This window comes from Streptomyces reniochalinae (genome assembly GCF_003323735.1).
GTDB classification, from domain to species: Bacteria; Actinomycetota; Actinomycetes; order Streptomycetales; family Streptomycetaceae; genus Streptomyces; species Streptomyces reniochalinae.
On record NZ_QOIM01000028.1, the window covers coordinates 261,248 to 278,126 of the forward strand.

The 16,879-nt window shown below is 70.9% G+C and carries 15 protein-coding genes and 1 pseudogene; 11 read left to right on the forward strand and 5 right to left on the reverse strand.

The features are described 5' to 3' along the window. The first annotated feature begins 507 nt into the window (after positions 1 to 507). The gene (locus DQ392_RS10605; protein WP_181856366.1) at positions 508 to 1,047 is read left to right on the forward strand and encodes an ATP-binding protein; all 540 of its coding nucleotides are present in this window, start codon (positions 508 to 510) and stop codon (positions 1,045 to 1,047) included. Between the two features lie 68 nt (positions 1,048 to 1,115). Here the strand turns inward: DQ392_RS10605 and DQ392_RS10610 are convergent, their stop codons facing one another. Both DQ392_RS10610 and DQ392_RS10615 read right to left on the reverse strand, forming a co-directional pair. Next, entirely contained in the window at positions 1,116 to 2,039 is a 924-nt protein-coding gene (locus DQ392_RS10610; protein ID WP_114015280.1) for an RNA polymerase sigma-70 factor, read from the reverse strand. A 96-nt stretch (positions 2,040 to 2,135) separates the two neighbouring features. Further along, on the reverse strand, positions 2,136 to 2,609 hold the full coding sequence (locus tag DQ392_RS10615) for a carboxymuconolactone decarboxylase family protein (RefSeq protein ID WP_114015281.1): 474 nt from the start codon (positions 2,607 to 2,609) through the stop codon (positions 2,136 to 2,138). 210 nt (positions 2,610 to 2,819) lie between these two features. Between DQ392_RS10615 and DQ392_RS10620 the strand changes: the two genes are divergently transcribed. Further along, positions 2,820 to 4,055 carry an FUSC family protein gene (locus DQ392_RS10620; RefSeq protein WP_114015282.1) on the forward strand — a complete coding sequence of 412 codons (1,236 nt, stop codon included), beginning with the start codon at positions 2,820 to 2,822 and terminating at the stop codon, positions 4,053 to 4,055. A gap of 21 nt (positions 4,056 to 4,076) precedes the next feature. On the opposite strand, the gene DQ392_RS10625 is transcribed toward DQ392_RS10620, so the two are convergent. Both DQ392_RS10625 and DQ392_RS10630 read right to left on the reverse strand, forming a co-directional pair. Further along, on the reverse strand, positions 4,077 to 5,660 hold the full coding sequence (locus DQ392_RS10625; RefSeq protein WP_114015283.1) for an FMN-binding glutamate synthase family protein: 1,584 nt from the start codon (positions 5,658 to 5,660) through the stop codon (positions 4,077 to 4,079). 159 nt (positions 5,661 to 5,819) lie between these two features. Then, positions 5,820 to 7,097 (reverse strand): serine hydrolase domain-containing protein, encoded by a 1,278-nt coding sequence (locus DQ392_RS10630; RefSeq protein ID WP_114015284.1) that lies wholly within the window; start codon positions 7,095 to 7,097, stop codon positions 5,820 to 5,822. A 155-nt stretch (positions 7,098 to 7,252) separates the two neighbouring features. Between DQ392_RS10630 and DQ392_RS10635 the strand changes: the two genes are divergently transcribed. The 7 genes and pseudogenes from DQ392_RS10635 (at position 7,253) to DQ392_RS10670 (ending at position 13,442) form a co-directional block, all read left to right on the forward strand. Continuing rightward, the gene (locus DQ392_RS10635) at positions 7,253 to 8,404 is read left to right on the forward strand and encodes a sensor histidine kinase (RefSeq protein ID WP_245981333.1); all 1,152 of its coding nucleotides are present in this window, start codon (positions 7,253 to 7,255) and stop codon (positions 8,402 to 8,404) included. After that, positions 8,395 to 9,054 (forward strand): response regulator, encoded by a 660-nt coding sequence (locus tag DQ392_RS10640; protein ID WP_114015285.1) that lies wholly within the window; start codon positions 8,395 to 8,397, stop codon positions 9,052 to 9,054. Before DQ392_RS10635 ends, DQ392_RS10640 begins: the two co-directional genes overlap by 10 nt. A 289-nt stretch (positions 9,055 to 9,343) precedes the next feature. Further along, positions 9,344 to 10,684: an MFS transporter gene (locus DQ392_RS10645; RefSeq protein ID WP_114015341.1), complete on the forward strand. Its 1,341-nt coding sequence runs from the start codon at positions 9,344 to 9,346 to the stop codon at positions 10,682 to 10,684. Positions 10,685 to 11,044: 360 nt separating this feature from the next. Beyond that, entirely contained in the window at positions 11,045 to 11,482 is a 438-nt protein-coding gene (locus DQ392_RS10655) for a cytidine deaminase (RefSeq protein ID WP_114015286.1), read from the forward strand. Positions 11,483 to 11,595: 113 nt separating this feature from the next. Then, positions 11,596 to 12,336 (forward strand): annotated as a pseudogene (locus DQ392_RS10660) (tylosin resistance protein TlrC); the annotation flags it as partial. A 113-nt stretch (positions 12,337 to 12,449) separates the two neighbouring features. Then, entirely contained in the window at positions 12,450 to 12,884 is a 435-nt protein-coding gene (locus tag DQ392_RS10665; protein ID WP_114015287.1) for a VOC family protein, read from the forward strand. Positions 12,885 to 13,085: 201 nt separating this feature from the next. After that, positions 13,086 to 13,442 (forward strand): DoxX family protein, encoded by a 357-nt coding sequence (locus DQ392_RS10670; protein ID WP_114015288.1) that lies wholly within the window; start codon positions 13,086 to 13,088, stop codon positions 13,440 to 13,442. A gap of 74 nt (positions 13,443 to 13,516) precedes the next feature. Here the strand turns inward: DQ392_RS10670 and DQ392_RS10675 are convergent, their stop codons facing one another. Continuing rightward, a complete protein-coding gene (locus DQ392_RS10675; RefSeq protein WP_114015289.1) occupies positions 13,517 to 14,392 on the reverse strand; it encodes a LysR substrate-binding domain-containing protein in 876 nt (291 codons plus the stop codon). A 603-nt stretch (positions 14,393 to 14,995) separates the two neighbouring features. On the opposite strand from DQ392_RS10675, the gene DQ392_RS35960 reads away from it, so the two are divergent. Both DQ392_RS35960 and DQ392_RS10685 read left to right on the forward strand, forming a co-directional pair. Next, entirely contained in the window at positions 14,996 to 15,193 is a 198-nt protein-coding gene (locus DQ392_RS35960; RefSeq protein ID WP_342774929.1) for a beta/alpha barrel domain-containing protein, read from the forward strand. Between the two features lie 66 nt (positions 15,194 to 15,259). Then, the gene (locus DQ392_RS10685; protein WP_114015290.1) at positions 15,260 to 16,873 is read left to right on the forward strand and encodes an aldehyde dehydrogenase (NADP(+)); all 1,614 of its coding nucleotides are present in this window, start codon (positions 15,260 to 15,262) and stop codon (positions 16,871 to 16,873) included. The last annotated feature ends 6 nt before the right edge of the window (positions 16,874 to 16,879 follow it).

The window sequence follows — 16,879 nt, forward strand, 5'->3', positions numbered from 1 at the left end:
GGTGGCGCGGCTGGAGGTCGCGCACCGCCGCCAAGGTAGAGACCCGGTGCACGAACCGGTAGGGGGCGAAGCCGAATACCGTCATCACCGCCCTGTATGGCCCGCACCGGCGGCCCGGCGCCGCGACCAGGGTGATCCAGCCGGGACGGCGGGACGACCCGCTGCCCACGCCCCGCTTCGGGGAACCGCCGAGACCGGCAAGGCCGGCAGCCGCACGGGGTACGGGCATGGACGTCGGCTTTCCGGGCTCGCCACGTAAAGGAACGCTGCCCAGTCCCCGGCCCACACCCCGTCCCGGGGGCGGACCGTGGGCCGGTACTCGCAACCGCGGCAACGGCGTCCGAGCCAGGCGGCACCGACGCAGCACGAACAGGCGCACGCCGGTCCGGAAGCCGCCCCGGCAGCGGTCTTGGAGCCCGCGGCCCCGGGGCCGGGACCCGTGTGCGCGGGGTCAGGGAGGATCGATATCGGTCGCGTGTGGGTGTCGCAGTCTGGCACGCTGCCTTCATGGATCACGCGGAAGTGCTGCTCATCGGAGGGCGGGCCGGGGTCGGCAAGACAACCGTGGGGTGGGAGGTCTCGGCACTGCTGCGCGTCGAAGCCGTTCCCCACGCGGTCATCGACGGCGACTTCATGGGGCAGGTGCACCCGGCCCCCGAGGGGGACCCTGACCGCTCCAAAGTCACCGAGAGCAACCTTCGGGCCGTGTGGGCGAACTTCGCTCAGCGCGGCTACCGCCGCCTGATCTACACGAACACCCTGAGTGTGCTGCCTGGGACGACAGGCATGTTCGAGCGTTCCATGGGGGCCGAAGTGCGGATCGTACGGGTGCTGCTCACCGCCTCCGACGCCACCGCTGAGGAGCGGCTGAGGGGCCGGGAGCTCGGCTCGGAGCTGGAGAAGGAACTGCGCGGCAGTGCCCGCAAGGCGCGTCTTCTGGACGACCGTGCTCACGCTGAGACGGTGCGGGTGGCGACGGACGGCCGACTCGTGGTGGACATCGCGCGGGAGGCGGTGGCCGCGACGGGCTGGGCTGTGAGGGCATGAGCGGGCCGGTCTGGAAAGACCGGCCCGCTCAGCATGGGGCAGTCCCGCTCGGACGGACGCCGCCGACATCATCCCGTGCGTCGGCGCATCCGCTTTGCCGCCCCGTCGATGGCCCAGGCGTCGGCGACCGGTCCGAGGTGCCCGAGCTTGTCGGGGTTGACCACCGAGCGGATGGTCTGGATCTGGTTGCCGAGCACGTCGAGGACGAGGGCGGTGAGCACCCTGCCGTCCCGGTCGCGGAAAACGGCACCGGGCTGGCCGTTGACCTCGTGCGGCTCGAACGTCACGTCGATCCGGGCCAGCAGTGGGACGAGCGAGGCCAGCAGCCGGGCCACGTTGTCCGTGCCGACGACGGCCCTGGCGAACTGCGGAGCCTTCCCGCCGCTGTCCCCGACCATCCGCACGTCGGCGGCCAGCAGATCCCGCAGGCCTGCCACGTCGCCTTCGCGGAGGGCCTCGAAGAACCGCGTCGCCAGCTCCTGCCGCTTTTTGCTGTCCGCTTCGAACCGTGGCCGCCCGGCCCGCATGTGCCGCCGCGCCCGTACCAGCAGTTGCCGACACGCTGCCTGCGAACGTCCCACCGCGGAGGCGACGTCATCGAAGCCGGAGCCGAACACCTCGCGCAGGACGAAGACCGACCGTTCCAGCGGGCTGAGGCGCTCCAGGAGCAGCAGTGCCGCCATCGACAGCGAGTCGGCCAGTTCCGCCGAGCGCGCCGGGTCCTGGTACGGGTCGTCCAGCAGCGGCTCGGGGAACCACGGCCCGACGTACCGCTCCCGTCGCACCCGTGCCGAGCGCAGCACGTCGATCGAGATCCGCGTCACCGTGACGGAGAGGAACCCCTTGACCGAAGTGGGAGGCGTCGTCGAGCCGTCGAAGCGCAGCCACGTCTCCTGCACCGCGTCCTCGGCCTCACTGACGCTGCCGAGAATCCGGTAGGCGATCGAGAAAAGCAGTGGCCGTAGCTCCTCGAATGCCTCGACCTTGTGCACGCCACATTTCCCTTGAGGTTCCCGCCCGGCCGCTCTCGGCGCGGGCACGCGTCAGTGATTTTGTGGTGCGTTTGCGGGTGCGTTGTCGAGAACCACTCACTGGAACTGTCCGACCCGGTAGTCGCCGGCCGGCTGCTGGGCGATGACGTTCAGCCGGTTTGCCGTGTTCATGAAGGAGATCATGACCACCAGGGCGGTGAGCTGCTCCTCGCCGTAGTGCTTGACGGCGCGCGCCCACACCTCGTCACCGACCCCGCCGGCGGCGTCCGCGACCCGGGTCCCCTCCTCCGCCAGCTCCAGCGCGGCACGCTCGGCCCCGGTGAAGACGGTGGCCTCCCGCCACGCCGTCACCAGGTTCAGCCGCGTCGAGGTCTCACCGGCCGCGGCGGCTTCCTTGGTGTGCATGTCGACACAGACGGCGCAGCCGTTGATCTGGCTCACCCGCAGGGCCACGAGTTCCCGCGTCACGGCCGGCAGCGACGAGTCCTCGAGCACCTTGCCCGCGGACATGAAGTGCTTGAGGGCCCTGGCGGCGGTCGGGTCGGCGAGGTAGTTCAGTCGCGCTTCCATCGTGTTCTCCTCCGTGCTCCTGGGGGCTGCACCTCTGGGACGAGACAGCCCTGCACCCTGTGACACCGGCGGGTGTGAGGCACGTCTCCTCGAGGACCGTGCCTGTCCAGGCATGCCGGCGCGCTCCGCTCTGCAATTCGGTCGGCTGGTTCGGGCAGCAGCGGGTACCTCTCCCAGGCACCACCGGCGACGAGAGCACCGAGGAGAGACATGAACGGGGTCACTGCCGCGGGGCAGCGCACAGAGGCTGCCTCCCAGGGCCGGGTCAGCCGCGCCCGCCAGTGGTTCAGGCGTGCCGCCGGCTCGGGCGGCCACGAGCGGCACACCATGAACCTCATCTTCAAGAGCACGCTGGCTGCCGCCGTGTCGTGGTGGATCGCGCACGACCTGATCGGCGCGACCTCTCCGGCCTTCGCGCCGTTCTCCGCCGTACTGATCATGCAGGTCACCGTCTACCGGTCGCTGTGGCAAGCACTGCGCTATGTGGGTGCCGTGTCGGTGGGGGTCGTGGTGCAGGGCGCGCTGGGTTTCCTGGCAGGCCCGCATCTGCTGACCTTCGTGCTCGTGGCCCTGGTCGCGCTGGCTCTGGGACGGTGGCGGCCCCTGGGCTCGCAGGGCTCCCAGGTGGCGACCGCGGCCTTCTTCGCGTTCTCCACCTATGTCGCCGCCGCCGGTAGCGCGCAGCGGTGGTCACAGCTCGGACAGATCATCGAGCTGGTCTTCATCGGCTGCGGCATCGGAGTGATCGTGAACATGGTGGTGCTGCCACCGATGCGGTACCGCAGCGCCGAGTACGGCATCCACACTCTCGCGCACTCCCTGTGCGACCTGGTCGGCGACATGTATCCGGCGCTGCGTGAGGGAAAGCTGGACGAGGAACGCACCCGGCAGTGGCGGCAGCGCGCCGTGCAGCTGGGCCCGATCGCACAGCAGGCACAGTCCTCGCTCCACACGGCGTGGGAGAGCACCTTCTACAATCCGCGCCGGCTCCGGCGGCGTCACCGCCCCCGTACCTTCTCCGGCTATCAGGCTGTCGTCGACGCACTCGAACGGGTCGCCTACCAGGTGACCTCGATGACGCGCAGCCTCGACCAGTGGGGCGGCACCGACGACGCGTCTCATGCAGCAGCATTCACCCGCGCCTATGGCGACTTCCTCGCCTCTCTCGCGCACATCTCCGAACTGCTCGCCGACATCGAAGAGGACCATCTGCGCGATCAGTCGCAGGAGCTGTGCCGGGCCGCCGCGGAGGCACAGCAATGCCGCGACCAGCTGGAGGACGACGCGCGCGAGAGCTCCCTTCCCCTGAGCGATCCGGGCCGGCCCTACGGGATCCTCATGGCCGAAGCCACCCGGCTGATGGACGAGTTCCAGCACACGTGTGACGTGCTCCAGCACGGCGTCGACCAGGCGGACACCGGTGACGCCGACTCGTCCTCTTCCTGACCCGGGCCGGCGGTGAGGAGGTCAGGCGGAGAAGCGGTCGGGATCGGCCCCGGCCCAGTCCGCGGCCCACTCCTGCGGTGCCTCCTCGAGGAGCTGGCCCGGTGCCAGCCAGTGGTGCAGCTCCTCCGCGGAGCGGATGGTGACGGGATCCATGCGCCTGTACAGCATGTGCGGGCGCAGCTCGCCCGGCTCGCCCGCCCCCATGGAGGCCATGATCCGCTGGGCGCTGTGCACCGTGGCCTCCTGGTAGCGCTGGACGCGGGCGGACTTGTCGTCCACGTCGAGCGCCCTGGCCCGGCGCGCGTCCTGCGTGGCGACGCCCGTGGGGCAGGTGTTGGTGTGGCAGGTCATGGCCTGGATGCAGCCGACGGCGAACATCATCGCGCGGGCCGCGTTGGTGTAGTCGGCGCCCTGTACCAGGCGCTTGACGACATCGGCCCCGGTGGCCACCTTGCCACTGGCTCCGATGCGGACACGGTCCCGCAGCCCCGTACCGACCAGTGCGTTGTGCACCGTCATCAGGCCCTCGGTCAACGGCATCCCGACGTGGTCGCAGAACTCCAGTGGAGCGGCCCCCGTGCCGCCTTCGGCGCCGTCGACGACGATGAAGTCGGGTGTGGTGTCCTCGGCGAGCATGGCCTTGCACACGGCGAGGACGTCGCGCCGGGTGCCCACGCACAGTTTGAACCCCGCAGGCTTGCCGCCGGCCAGCTCCCGCATCCGCGCGATGAACCGGACCAGTTCACGGGGGGTGGAGAAGACCCGGTGGTAGGGCGGGGAAACCACGGTCTCGCCCTGCGGCACGCCGCGCACCGCGGCTATCTCCGCGTTGACCTTGCCGCCCGGCAGCACACCGCCGATGCCGGGCTTGGCTCCCTGGGACAGTTTCAACGAGACACACTTGACCTGGTCAAGCGCGGCCGTCCTGGCGAACTGATCGGGGTCGAAGGCGCCGTCGTCGGTGCGGCAGCCGAAATAGCCCGTGCCGATCTCCCACACCAGGTCGCCGCCGTGCTGCCGGTGGTGGTCGGAGATGCCGCCCTCGCCGGTGTCGTGCGCGAAACCACCGAGCGCCGCGCCGTGGTTGAGCGCCCGGATGGCATTGGCCGACAGCGAACCGAAGCTCATCGCCGAGACGTTGAGCAGCGCCATGTCGTACGGCTGCGTGCAGTCGGGACCGCCGACGCGCACGGTCGGCGGGGTCTGCGGGACGGGGACCGGAGCGATGGAGGGCGCGAGGAACTCGTAACCCGTCTCGTAGACGTCCCGTTCACTGCCGAAAGGCTCTTCGGCGGCGGTCCCCTTCGCCCGCTGGTAGACGAGGTCCCGGGTGTCGCGGTCGTAGGGCCGCCCGTCGTGGTTGCGCTCGATGAAGTACTGCTGCAACTCGGGCCGGATGCTCTCCAGCAGATAGCGCAGGTGGCCCAGGACCGGGTAGTTGCGCAGTACCGAGTGCCTGCGCTGGAGCAGGTCGTACACGCCGGTGACGGCGAGCGCCAGCAGTATCGCGGCCGGTATCCACCACCAGCCCGAGACGAACAGCGACAGGACGGTCGCCGCCAGCGCGGCAGCCGCGACACCCGTCACGCAAGCGAATCTGATCATGAGTGAGACCAACCGGTGGGAAGCAGATGCACGGACGAGGAGGCTACCGCCAGGATCAAAGGCCGGGACGGCGGTCCCCGCGGACCCCCTCCGCCGCTCGCCTTCGCTTCCCACAGGCAGCGGAGTTCGCCGTGGCGCTCGGAACGACGCGCGAGGTGGTCACGCGGACGTGTCGTGCCCGTCGCCGTGGGTGTCGCACAGCGCGTGGTCGACGAGGGCGCTGGCGGCCCTCTCCTGTCGGAGCGCGCTGTCCGGGGAGCCGTTGAGGGCCGTGGACATGGACACGGTGACGGAGCGGCTGCCGTCGCCGGTGACGCCGTTCAGGGTGACGTAGCCCCCGTCGCCTCCCTCGTGACTCCAGTAGCTGCCGCCGCAGGACAGGGGCCGGCTGACCAGGCCGAGGCCGTAGCGTCCGTCCGGCCAGAACGTTTGCATCTCCTCGTTGACCGGGACGGTCTCCCGCATCTCGGCCAACCGTTCCCTGGGCAGCAGTTCGGCGCCGAGCAGGGCCTGGAAGAAGCGGTTGACGTCCGCGGTGGTGGAGACGTGGTCGCCGGGGCTCGGGAGGATCACGTCGGTGACGTCGACGCGTTCGCCGGACGGGAAGACCTGGTATCCGTTGGCGTGCGGGGTGCGGAGTGTGGAAGTGCCGCTGCCCGGCACATAGGTGTGGCGCATGCCGAGCGGTTCCAGAATCCGGTTCTTGACCTCCTCGTGCCAGGGGCGGCCTGTGACCCTCTCGATGACCATGTCGAGCAGGACGTAGCCGGTGTTGGAGTAGCTCCATCCCGTGCCGGGTGGGAAGTCGGAGCGGTGCCTCGTCGCCAGCGCGACGATTCGCCGGGGCGTGTAGGTGTCGTGCCGGCGTTCGTGGTACTCCTGCGGGGTGGTGTAGCCGGGAAGCTCGTCGTCGTGGATGCCGCTGGTGTGGTGGAGAAGGTGGCGGATGGTGATGCGGCGTCCGTCGTTGCCGTTCCCCTCCACCAGGTCTGGCAACCAGCGGTCCACGGTGTCGTCGAGCGCCAGCTTGCCCTCACCGACCAGTTGCAGGACCACGGCGGCCACGAGCGGCTTGCCGGTGCTGGCCATGCGGAAGTAGCCGTTGCGGGGAACCGGGCGGTCCGTGCCCGCTTCGGCGACGCCGCTGGTGGCGACCAGATCCCGGCCGGGTCCCGCGGTGACCCGCGCCTGGACGCCGGTGACCCCCAGCGCTCGTATGGCGTCGGTGTCCCGGCGCAACTCGGCTCGCCCGTATCCGGGCGCGGCCGCTTCGTGCGCGTCGACCGGCCACTGGATGACGACGGCAGCGCTGACGGTCGCCAGGGCGGCCGCTGCGGCGGACAACCACCGGCGACCGGCGCGCCGCTGTCCACCGGAGTTGTCGGGTGGGGGCGTGGTCGGGCGGTGCGGGGCGGTTTGCGCACTCGTCGCTCTCATGCCTTCACGCTAGGCAGGCCTTCACATACGGCGCCCTGCCGCAGACTCCCGAACGGAAGGTACAGCTACCTGTAGTGCGGCCGTGCCGGCCGACACCTAGAGTGGATCACGTGGGGCCTGCTCCTGCTGGACGACGACAAGAGGAAAGCGATCGCGTGGCCGGCGTACTCGGGGTGGTCCGCGCATGGTGGGGCACCGCGGTGCGTGGCGGACGGTATCTGCTCGGCACCTTGATGGCCGCGACAGTGACACTCGCTGCGGCACCCCTCCTGTGCGTTCCCGCACTCGCGCAGCCCTGGGCGGAGTACCACCGCCGGCGCGCCGGAGCACTATTGGGGCAACCGGTCGAGCCGCGCCAACGTGGCGTTCGCCGCAACCTCGCGTGGTTCGTGGCGCAGATTCTCACCGGTCTGCCTTCGGGCGCCTTCGCCCTGCTATGCCTGGGGACCTTCTCGCTCACTCCCGTCGTCACTCTGGCGTGGTGGGCCTTCCCCGCCGCGCCGTGGCTGTTCGTGATCAGTTTTCCCCTCACCGGCTGGGGCACCGCGCTGTCGCTCGGCCTGCTCAATGTGGTGTTCCTGGCGACGCTGGCCGCCCTCACCTTCCCGCTGCTCGCCCGGTCGCACGCCCGGTGCTGCCTCGCTGTGCTGGCGCCCTCGCCCGCGGAGCAACTGGTCGAACGCGTCACCGAACTCACGCGGACACGTGTGGACGTCCTGCAAGCGCACAGCGCGGAGCTCCGCCGGATCGAACGAGACCTGCACGACGGCACCCAGGCCCGGCTCGTGGCCATCGCCATGCGGCTCGCCGTGGCCGGCGAAAATCTCTGCGACGGCCCCGAGACCGCCGCCACTCTGGTGCGGCAGGCCCACGCCGAGACGGAGGACGCGATGACTGAGCTGCGCTCCGTCATCCGCACCATCTACCCCCCTGTGCTGGCCGACCAGGGCCTCGCCGGCGCGCTCGGCACCCTGGCCACCAGGGCGGGGGTGCCGACCCGTATCGACATCGGTCCGCTCGGGGAGGTTCCCGCAGCAGTCGAGGCGGTTGCCTACTTCACCGTCACCGAGGCACTGGCCAACATCGCCCGACACAGCGGCGCCACCAAGGCCGCGGTACGCCTCACCCGCGACGGCCCGCTGCTCCGCGCCGAGATCACCGACGACGGCGCCGGGGGAGCGGACGCCACGCGTGGCTCCGGTCTGGACGGGATGCGCCGTCGTGCCGCTGCGTTGGACGGCACCCTGCAGATCGGCAGCCCACCGGGCGGGCCGACCGTCGTCACCGTGGAGCTGCCGTGCGTGTAGTGATCGCCGAGGACAACGTTCTGCTGTCCTCCGGGCTCGAGCTCCTGCTCGACTCCCAGGGCTTCGAGGTCGCGGCGATCGCGGACGACGCCCCCGGCTTCCTCGCCGCCGTCGAGGCCCATCGACCGGGCGTCACCATCGTGGACGTGCGGTTGCCTCCGACCTTCCGCGACGAGGGTATCCGGGCCGCGGCCCAGGCCCGCCGCGACCATCCCGGACTGCCCGTCCTGGTCCTCTCGCAGTACGTGGAGCCCGATTACGCCGGCCGTCTCCTCGCCGACCCCCGGGGCGGCATCGGGTACCTGCTCAAGGACCGGGTGAGCCGCATCCCCGCGTTCACCGACGCGCTGCGCAGGGTGGCCGGTGGCGGCACGGCGCTGGACCCCGAGGTCATCGCCCAACTCCTCGCACGCGGCGGCGACCCCGTCGGGGACCTGACGGCACGCGAGCGTGAGGTCCTCGCGCTGATGGCCGAGGGCCACGACAACGCGGGCATCGCCCAACGGCTCGTCATCACCGACAACGCCGTTCACAAACACATCGGCAACGTCTTCCTCAAACTGGGTCTGTCGGTCGGCGACAGCGGCCACCGCCGCGTCCGCGCCGTCCTGGCCTACCTCCGCCGCTATGGCGGCAGCGCGCCGACGTGACACCGCATGCCCCCTACGGACGCGGCCTCGGGCATACGAGTTCCCGGAGGCCCATGTAGGTGCCGGCAAGCATGGCGTACCCCTGCCATCGACGGCGCGCGGAGGCGTCCGCCGCGGCGGGCGCAGCCGTCGGTACGGGCCGCCTGTCCGTATTGCGGGACGGTGCCGGTGTCAGGAATGGGGGAGTGACGGCCTCGGGTTACCCGGTGCGCAACGCAAGCGCCACGCCCCTCAGGGGAAGACCGGTACGGCGTCATTGCCGTGCCCGAAGACGGGGAGATGTGTGTTCATGACAGCTTTGAGGAAAGGGCCCGCACCCGCGGGCGAACCGGGCGCCGCCACTGGCGAGGGGGACCATGCGGATGCGGTGACCCCTCCGGGGCGGCCCGTGCGGCAGCTGCTCGCCGCCTCCGTCGGCAACGCGGTGGAGTGGTACGACTGGTACACCTACACCTTCCTTGCCACCTACATCGCCTCGCAGATCTTCCCCAAGAGCGCGTCGAATTCGTTGGTGCCCCTGCTGTCGACGTTCGCGGTCTTCGCCGTGGGGTTCTTCATGCGGCCCGTCGGCGGGCTGTTGATGGGCGCGGTCGCCGACCGGCGTGGGCGCCGTGCGGCGCTGACGGTGACCATTCTGCTGATGGGCGGCAGCAGCCTGCTGGTTGGGCTGACACCGACGTACGCCGCCGCCGGCGTCCTCGCGCCCGTCATCCTCGTCCTGGCCCGCCTGCTGCAAGGGCTCTCGGTGGGCGGCGAGTTCGCCGCCTCGACCACGTTCCTCGTGGAGTCGGCCGGGCCCGGCAGGCGCGGGCTCTTCTCCAGTTTCCAGTATGTGTCGACGACCATCGGGCAGCTCGTCGCGTCCGGTGTCGCGGCGCTGCTCGTCGCGCATCTCGCGTCCGCCACCATGGACAGTTGGGGCTGGCGGGTTCCGTTCGTACTGGGCGCGCTCCTCAGCCTTGTGGGCTTCTGGGTCAGGCGAGGGGCGCGCGAGACGCGCAGCGAGGAGCAGGCGAAGGCGCCCCGGCCCGGCCTCTTCGAGGCGCTGCGCCGCCACCCGCGTCAGTCGCTGCTGATCTGCGGAATCACGGCGGGCGGCACGCTCGCGTACTACACGTGGACCTCGTACCTGCCGACGTACGCCGAGCTCAACGCCGGAGTCGAGAAAGCGGACGCGCTGTTGGCGGGCACCCTCTCGCTGGCGTTCTTCGCCGTGCTCCAGCCCCTCACCGGCATCGTGTCCGACCGCTTCGGGCGCAAACCCCTGCTGCTGATGTTCGGGATCGGCTTCGCCGTGCTGAGCGTGCCGCTGCTGCGCGCGCTCGACGACTCCTTCGTCACGCTGCTGCTCGTGCAGTGCGCGGGCATGATCCTGCTGAGCGGTTTCACGGCCATCTCCGCGGCCGTGAACGCGGAGACGTTCCCGGCCCGGGTGCGCGCCGCGGGCATCGGTTTCCCCTATTCGCTCACCGTCGCGCTCTTCGGCGGCACGGCGCCCTACATCGGCACGCTGTTCAAGGACATGGGGCACGCCGGTCTCTTCCCCGTGTACGTGGCCGTGCTGTGCCTGATCTCCTCCGCCGTCTACCTGCGCCTGCCAGAGACCGCTCACCGGCCGCTGGAGCGGTGAGGACCCGGGATACCGGCCAAAAGCGAGGTCGCTTCGGCGTTCGGTCACCCGCCATGGAAGGGTGACCGGACGCCGTCGGGGGCTGCGTGCATGTGGCGTGGCGGAGGTTCGGCCTGGGCGGCGTGGCGCAGGTGTTCGGCGAGCGCCGTGGTCGCCGTCGAGGCGGCGCTGTCCTCGCTGCCCCAGCCGGGCAGATGGCGACGGCGAGCCCAGGAGTCGCGCAGTTGACACCCAGGTCCGCCGCCTCACCGTCGGCGAGTAGCCGCGCCGTTTGCGGGGTGCGGCTCTCGGACACGGTGACATCGGTACAGGGTTGAGGGATTTCCCTCCAGGCGGGGCGGGGGTGGATAACCTGTGCCCATGGATCAGACCGCCCTCGCTTCTACCGTCGCGGCCTGCAAGGCCCTGATCGACACGCGCTTTCCGGAGGGCGGCGAGAACGGCGCTGCGGCCATGCTCCTCAAGGACGGCACCATCCTCACCGGCACCGCGCCAGATGCTTTCAACCCGTCAGTCGAGGTATGCCACGAGATCGAGCCGTACTGCGGCGCACACCGCTTGGACCAGCACATCGTCGCCTCCGTCTGCCTCCACCGCGAGTCAGGAGGGCGCACCGTCGTCCTCAGCCCATGCGGCGTCTGCCGGGAACGACTGGCGGTCCACGGCCCTGACGTTCTGGTCGCTGTTGCCGACCGGGAGGATTCGACCACGATCGTGTGGAAGCCCCTCAAGCACGTGCTTCCCGACTACTGGATGACTGTCTTCCCTGACGAGATGGCATCGGGATGGACCGCCTGAGCCCGGCCCCTCCGGCCGTGACCGAGTCGGGCATCCAGGGCCTGTCCGACGGAGTCGGGTCCGGGGCGCGATGTCGGTGGGCTGGGTGAGGTTCGCTGGTCATGGACTCGGAATCTCTGCGCGGACCTGCGCGCTCTGAAGGCGGAGCCGCCCTGGCCGGTGCCCTCGCCGGCCGCCCGGAGCTCCTGCTGTTGGACGAGCCGACGAACGACCTGGACGATCAGGCCCTGGAGTGGCTTGAGGGACAACTGCGGGCGCACAACGGCACGGTGCTCGCGGTCACCCACGACCGCGTGTTCCTGGAGCGCCTGACCGCCACAGTCCTGGAGGCCGAGGCGGGAAAGGTCACCCGCTACGGCGACGGTTACGTCGGCTACCGCACCGCGAAGGCGGCGGAGCGCCGCCGTCGACTCCAGGAACACGAGGAGTGGAGGTCCGAACTGGCCCGCAACGAGCGGCTGGCCGCCGGCCAGGCCGCCCGCCTCGACGCCATCCCGCGTAAGGCGCCGCCGGCCAACTTCGGCCACGGCGGCTTCCGAGCCCGCGGCCGTGCGCACGGTGCGATGGCCCGAGTCCGCAACGCCCGCGAGCGGGTCGAGCGGCTGACCGCGAACCCGGTGGCACCGCCGCCCGACCCGCTGGCCTTCACACCGCGCATGGGGACGGCAGGGACCGGCGCGGAAGGCACCGTGACCGATTCGGCACGGCTGCCCGCCATACACCTGTCGGACGTACGCGTAGGTGACCGCCTGCGCCTCGGCTTCCTCACCCTCGGCCGCCGAGGCCGGCTCCTGGTCACCGGACCCAACGGCGCCGGCAGGCGCCCGGCCTCGTCCCCGCGGCCCGGGCAAGGGCAACCGTGGTGAGGACGGTGATCGGCCCGGCTTCGGGCGGGGCGGGCGGGGCGACCGGACGATGCCAGCGAAAGTGAGAGGACGACGACGGCTGCCGCCTCTATGGTGTACCGATGACGTCGGTCAAGCAGCTCCAAGTCACGTTCGACTGCGCGGAACCCGAGCGCGTCGCCCGTTTCTGGTGCGAGGTACTGGGGTATGTCGTACCGCCGCCACCGGAGGGGTTCGCCACCTGGGAGGATTTCGATCGCTCGCTGCCTTCTGAGGAACAAGGGTCGGCGTTCGCCTGTGTTGATCCCTCGGGCGTGGGACCACGCCTGTTCTTTCAGCGTGTGCCCGAAGGCAAGTCCGTCAAGAACCGGCTGCACATCGACGTGCGGGTCGGCACCGGACTCGTGGGGGAGGAGCGCGTGGCCGCGCTGGAGGCCGAATGCGCGCGCCTTGTCGCCCTCGGCGCGGCACGCGAGCGTCTGCTGCTCGCCGACGGCGTCAACGAGTCGACCCTCGTGATGCGGGATGTCGAGGACAACGAGTTCTGCCTCGACTGAGCGACCGCGTAGCCGGCCTTTCGCGAGTCGCATCGTGAGGGGAGGGGTACGAGCCGTTCGGGTCACCGGCGTGCCACTGGCACGTCCGGTCGCCGGCCGATGTCACGGATGGAGCCGCAGGCTGGTCATTGATGGCGACGGCACCCCACTCGGAGTGCTTGACAACGTCCTCCGTCACAGGGACGGAGAATCGGAGAAGTCGTGTTCGTCGCCTACGTCACGGTCACCCTCATCGGTGCGGTCTTCAACGGTGCCGCCGCCGTCACCTACTTGGTCGGCCACGAATACCCCATCAGTCAGGCGGACATGAAGGGGGTCCCCAGGAAGTGGGTGCCGGTGCTGGGAGCGCTCCTGGCGGCGGGCACCGTGGGACTGCTGGCCGGGCCGGCCGTACCGCTTGTGGGGAACCTCGCCGCCTGCGGCCTCGTGCTGTACTTCGTCGGCGCCATCATCGCCCACCTCAGGGTGGGCTCACGCAACATCGTGGGAGGGGTCGTCTTCCTCGCCACGGCGGTGGCTGCCCTGGCTCTGGGCCTGGGGCACCACGGCCTGTGGTGACCGTGACCACAGGGGGACGGAGTACACGGCGGAGACGAGCGCGCGGACCGGCCGGTGACCGGTGACTCCCGCCGTCACAGGTGCCGCAGGAGGGCGTGCAGCGCCGGATTGTCGTTGCTGCGCCGCCATACGAGGTTCAGCTCGACCGGGGCGGGTGCGGCCAGTGTGACGGAGCGGAAGACGACGCCGGGGAACCGCATCTGCGCGGCCGCCTCGGGCACGAGCGCGATGCCCCAGCCCGCGTTGACCATCGCCAGGATGCTGTGTACCTGAGTGAGGTACTGGGTGAACTCCGGCGTGACGCCTGCCGTGCGGAAGACGCTGATCAGCAGCTCATGGAAGTAGCGCGCCTCGACAGGCGCGTACATCAGCAGTTCCTGGCCGTCGAAGTCGGTGATGTGCGGGTCCTCGTCCCGCGAGGCCAGCCGGTGTCCCGCGGGCAGGGCGGCCAGCAGCGCCTCCCGGGCTGCGGGGCGGGAGACGAGGTCGGTGCCGACGGCGGCCGGTCTGACCATGCCCAGGTCGAGGGCGCCCTCGGAGATGGCCTCCAACTGGTCGCGGGTGACCATCTCGCGCAGCACGATGTCCGCTTCCGGAATGGCTCCACGCGCCGTCTCCAGGAGCCGGCCGAGGCTGGAATAGGCGCTGGCAGCGGTGAAGCCGATGGCGACCGCCCCGGCCTCGCCCGCGGAGACCTTGCGGACGGTGAGGGTCGCGTCATGTGCCTGACGCAGTATGCGGCGGGCCTCGTTGAGGAAGGCACGCCCCGCGGGGGTCAGACGGACGGAGCGCTTGGTGCGGTCCAGCAGCTCCACCCGCAGCTCGCTCTCCAGGAGTTGAATCTGGCGGCTCAGCGGCGGCTGCGTCATCCGGAGCCGCTCGGCGGCCCGCGTGAAGTGCAGCTCCTCCGCCACCGCGACAAAGCCGGACAACTGCGCGAGCGTGAACATCGATACCCTCCGGGTATTCATGGATCCAAAAGTTATGTTGGACGTGGATCAGTTACGAACCCTAGCGTCGGAGGACGCCGTCGGCGCAACCCGCCGACAGTCCGTGACCGACCCGCTGTGTGCCGGGCACGCGGCTCCGCTTCCGCGGGTCGGACGGGGCTCCCGCACGGTGGCCCGCATCTCGGAGGGGGCTGCCTCGCGCCCGCCCCCTCCAGCTTCTTCTTCTGTTGACATCTGGAGCAATGCGTCTATGTCCTCCTTCTCTCCTGCCGAACTCGGCCGCCGGGTCGGGAACGGGCTGTTGTCGTCTCCGGTGACGCACTTCGCGGAGGACCTGTCCTTCGACGAGGGCGCCTACCGGGAGCACGTGGCGCGCCTCGGCACGTACGAGGTCGGAGACCTCTTCGCCGCCGGCGGAACCGGTGGGTTCTTCTCGCTCACTCCGGCTGAGACCGAGCAGGTCGTCGCTGCCGCCGTGCGCAGCGCGCCCGAGGGGACGCCGATCCTCGCGCCCGCCGGCTACGGCACCTCAACTTCGTTCCCGAACTCGCTCTCGCCTTCTACGGTGCCGTCAGGGAAAACCGACGGGGGGACGTCGCACGGATGCTGCGCGGCTTCTTCCTGCCGTACACGGAGATCCGCGACCGGCGGCCGGGCTACGCGGTGAGCATCGTGAAGACGGGCATGACCGTCACCGGACAGGGCGCAGGCCCGGTACGCCCGCCGCTCACCGACCTGACCGCGGCGGAACTCGCCGAACTCACCGCGCTGGTCGAGCGGCAGCCCGCCGCCCGCGCCTGACCTCCGCCTCCTCCACCCCACGCCCGCGAGCTCCTCCACCCCACCCCCGCGAGAAAGGACTCCCAGATGCCTGCACCAGACTCGAACACCAACCCCGAAGACGTACTGCGGGGCGCGATGTTCCTCGGAGCGGAACGCGTCACCGGCGGCGGGGCGGAGATCCGCTCCGTGAACCCGGGTACCGGCGAGCCGCTCGACCCGGCCTACCGTTACGGCGACGCGGCGGACGTGGACCGCGCCTGCCGACTCGCCGAGCAGGCCTTCGACGCCTACCGCGCCACCGGGCCAGAGACGCGCGCCCGCTTCCTGGAGTGCGTCGCCGACAAGCTCGCCGCGCTGACCGACACCGTCGTCGCGCGGGCGCACCAGGAAAGCGGGCTGCCCGTGGCCCGGCTGACGGGCGAGGTGGGACGCACGACAGGGCAGCTGCGGTTGTTCGCCGCGGTGCTGCGCGAGGGCAGCTGGCAGGGGGCCCGCATCGACCCCGCGCTACCCGACCGCGCCCCGCAGCCGCGCCCCGACATCCGCCAGCGGCGCATTCCTCTCGGCCCCGTCGCTGTGTTCGGGGCGAGCAACTTCCCGCTCGCGTTCTCCGTCCTCGGCGGCGACACCGCCTCCGCGCTGGCCGCGGGCTGCCCCGTCGTCGTCAAGGCGCACGACGCGCACCTGGGAACGTCCGAGCTGGCGGCGAGCGCCCTGCGCGCGGCCGTCGAGGAGTGCGGGCTGCCCGAGGGCGTCTTTTCGCTCGTGATCGGGGACGGGCCCACCCTGGGCGCCAGGATCGTGTCCGATCCGCGTATCCGTGCCGTCGGCTTCACCGGCTCCCGCGCCGCCGGTCTCGCGCTGATGCGGACGGCCGCCGAGCGCCCGGTGCCGGTGCCGGTGTACGCGGAGATGAGCAGCGTCAACCCCGTCGTGCTGCTGCCCGGTGCGCTGCGCGAGCGGGCGAGTGACCTCGCCGAGGGCTTCGTCGGTTCGCTGACGCAGGGCGCGGGCCAGTTCTGCACCAACCCCGGGCTGGTCCTGGCCGTCGAAGGCCCTGAGCTGGAGGCGTTCTTGACGACGGCCGCCGAGGCCGTCGAGCGCGACGCCGGGGCGACGATGCTCACGCCTGGCATCGCCGCGGCGTACCGCACGGAGACCGAGGCCGTCGCCGGGCACGAGGCCGTCGTCACTCTCGCACGCGGCGCGGTGCCGCAGGGCGCGAGCCCCTGCCGGACCGCCTTGATGGCGGTCGGTGCCGACGACTTCACCGCCGATCCGGCTCTGCAACGGGAGATGTTCGGCGCCGCCGGACTCGTGGTGCGCTGCCGCGGCCTGGAGCAGGTCGCCGACGTGCTGCGTCGCCTGGAAGGGCAGCTGACCGCCACCGTACACACCGCGGACAGCGACCTGGACGCCGCGCGGGAGCTGCTTCCCGTCCTCGAACAGGGCGCCGGGCGCGTGCTGTTCAACGGCTGGCCGACGGGCGTCGAGGTGGGCCACGCCATGGTGCACGGCGGACCCTTCCCCGCCACGTCCGACGGCCGGAGCACCTCGGTCGGCTCGCTGGCCATCGAGCGCTACCTGCGCCCCGTGGCCTACCAGAACCTGCCCGAACAGCTCCTGCCCCGCCCCGTCGCGGACGGCAACCCCGAGGGCCTGTGGCGCCGCGTCGACGGTGAGCTGGGCCGGCACTGACCGCGC

Coding starts and splice junctions, on each gene's coding strand:
- DQ392_RS10655 (WP_114015286.1), top strand. CDS start 11,045: ATGGATCAGACCGCCCTCGCTTCTACCGTCGCGGCCTGCAAGGCCCTG.
- DQ392_RS10675 (WP_114015289.1), bottom strand. CDS start 14,392: ATGTTCACGCTCGCGCAGTTGTCCGGCTTTGTCGCGGTGGCGGAGGAG.
- DQ392_RS10630 (WP_114015284.1), bottom strand. CDS start 7,097: ATGAGAGCGACGAGTGCGCAAACCGCCCCGCACCGCCCGACCACGCCC.
- DQ392_RS10620 (WP_114015282.1), top strand. CDS start 2,820: ATGAACGGGGTCACTGCCGCGGGGCAGCGCACAGAGGCTGCCTCCCAG.
- DQ392_RS10685 (WP_114015290.1), top strand. CDS start 15,260: ATGCCTGCACCAGACTCGAACACCAACCCCGAAGACGTACTGCGGGGC.
- DQ392_RS10665 (WP_114015287.1), top strand. CDS start 12,450: ATGACGTCGGTCAAGCAGCTCCAAGTCACGTTCGACTGCGCGGAACCC.
- DQ392_RS10625 (WP_114015283.1), bottom strand. CDS start 5,660: ATGATCAGATTCGCTTGCGTGACGGGTGTCGCGGCTGCCGCGCTGGCG.
- DQ392_RS35960 (WP_342774929.1), top strand. CDS start 14,996: ATGCTGCGCGGCTTCTTCCTGCCGTACACGGAGATCCGCGACCGGCGG.
- DQ392_RS10605 (WP_181856366.1), top strand. CDS start 508: ATGGATCACGCGGAAGTGCTGCTCATCGGAGGGCGGGCCGGGGTCGGC.
- DQ392_RS10615 (WP_114015281.1), bottom strand. CDS start 2,609: ATGGAAGCGCGACTGAACTACCTCGCCGACCCGACCGCCGCCAGGGCC.
- DQ392_RS10645 (WP_114015341.1), top strand. CDS start 9,344: ATGACAGCTTTGAGGAAAGGGCCCGCACCCGCGGGCGAACCGGGCGCC.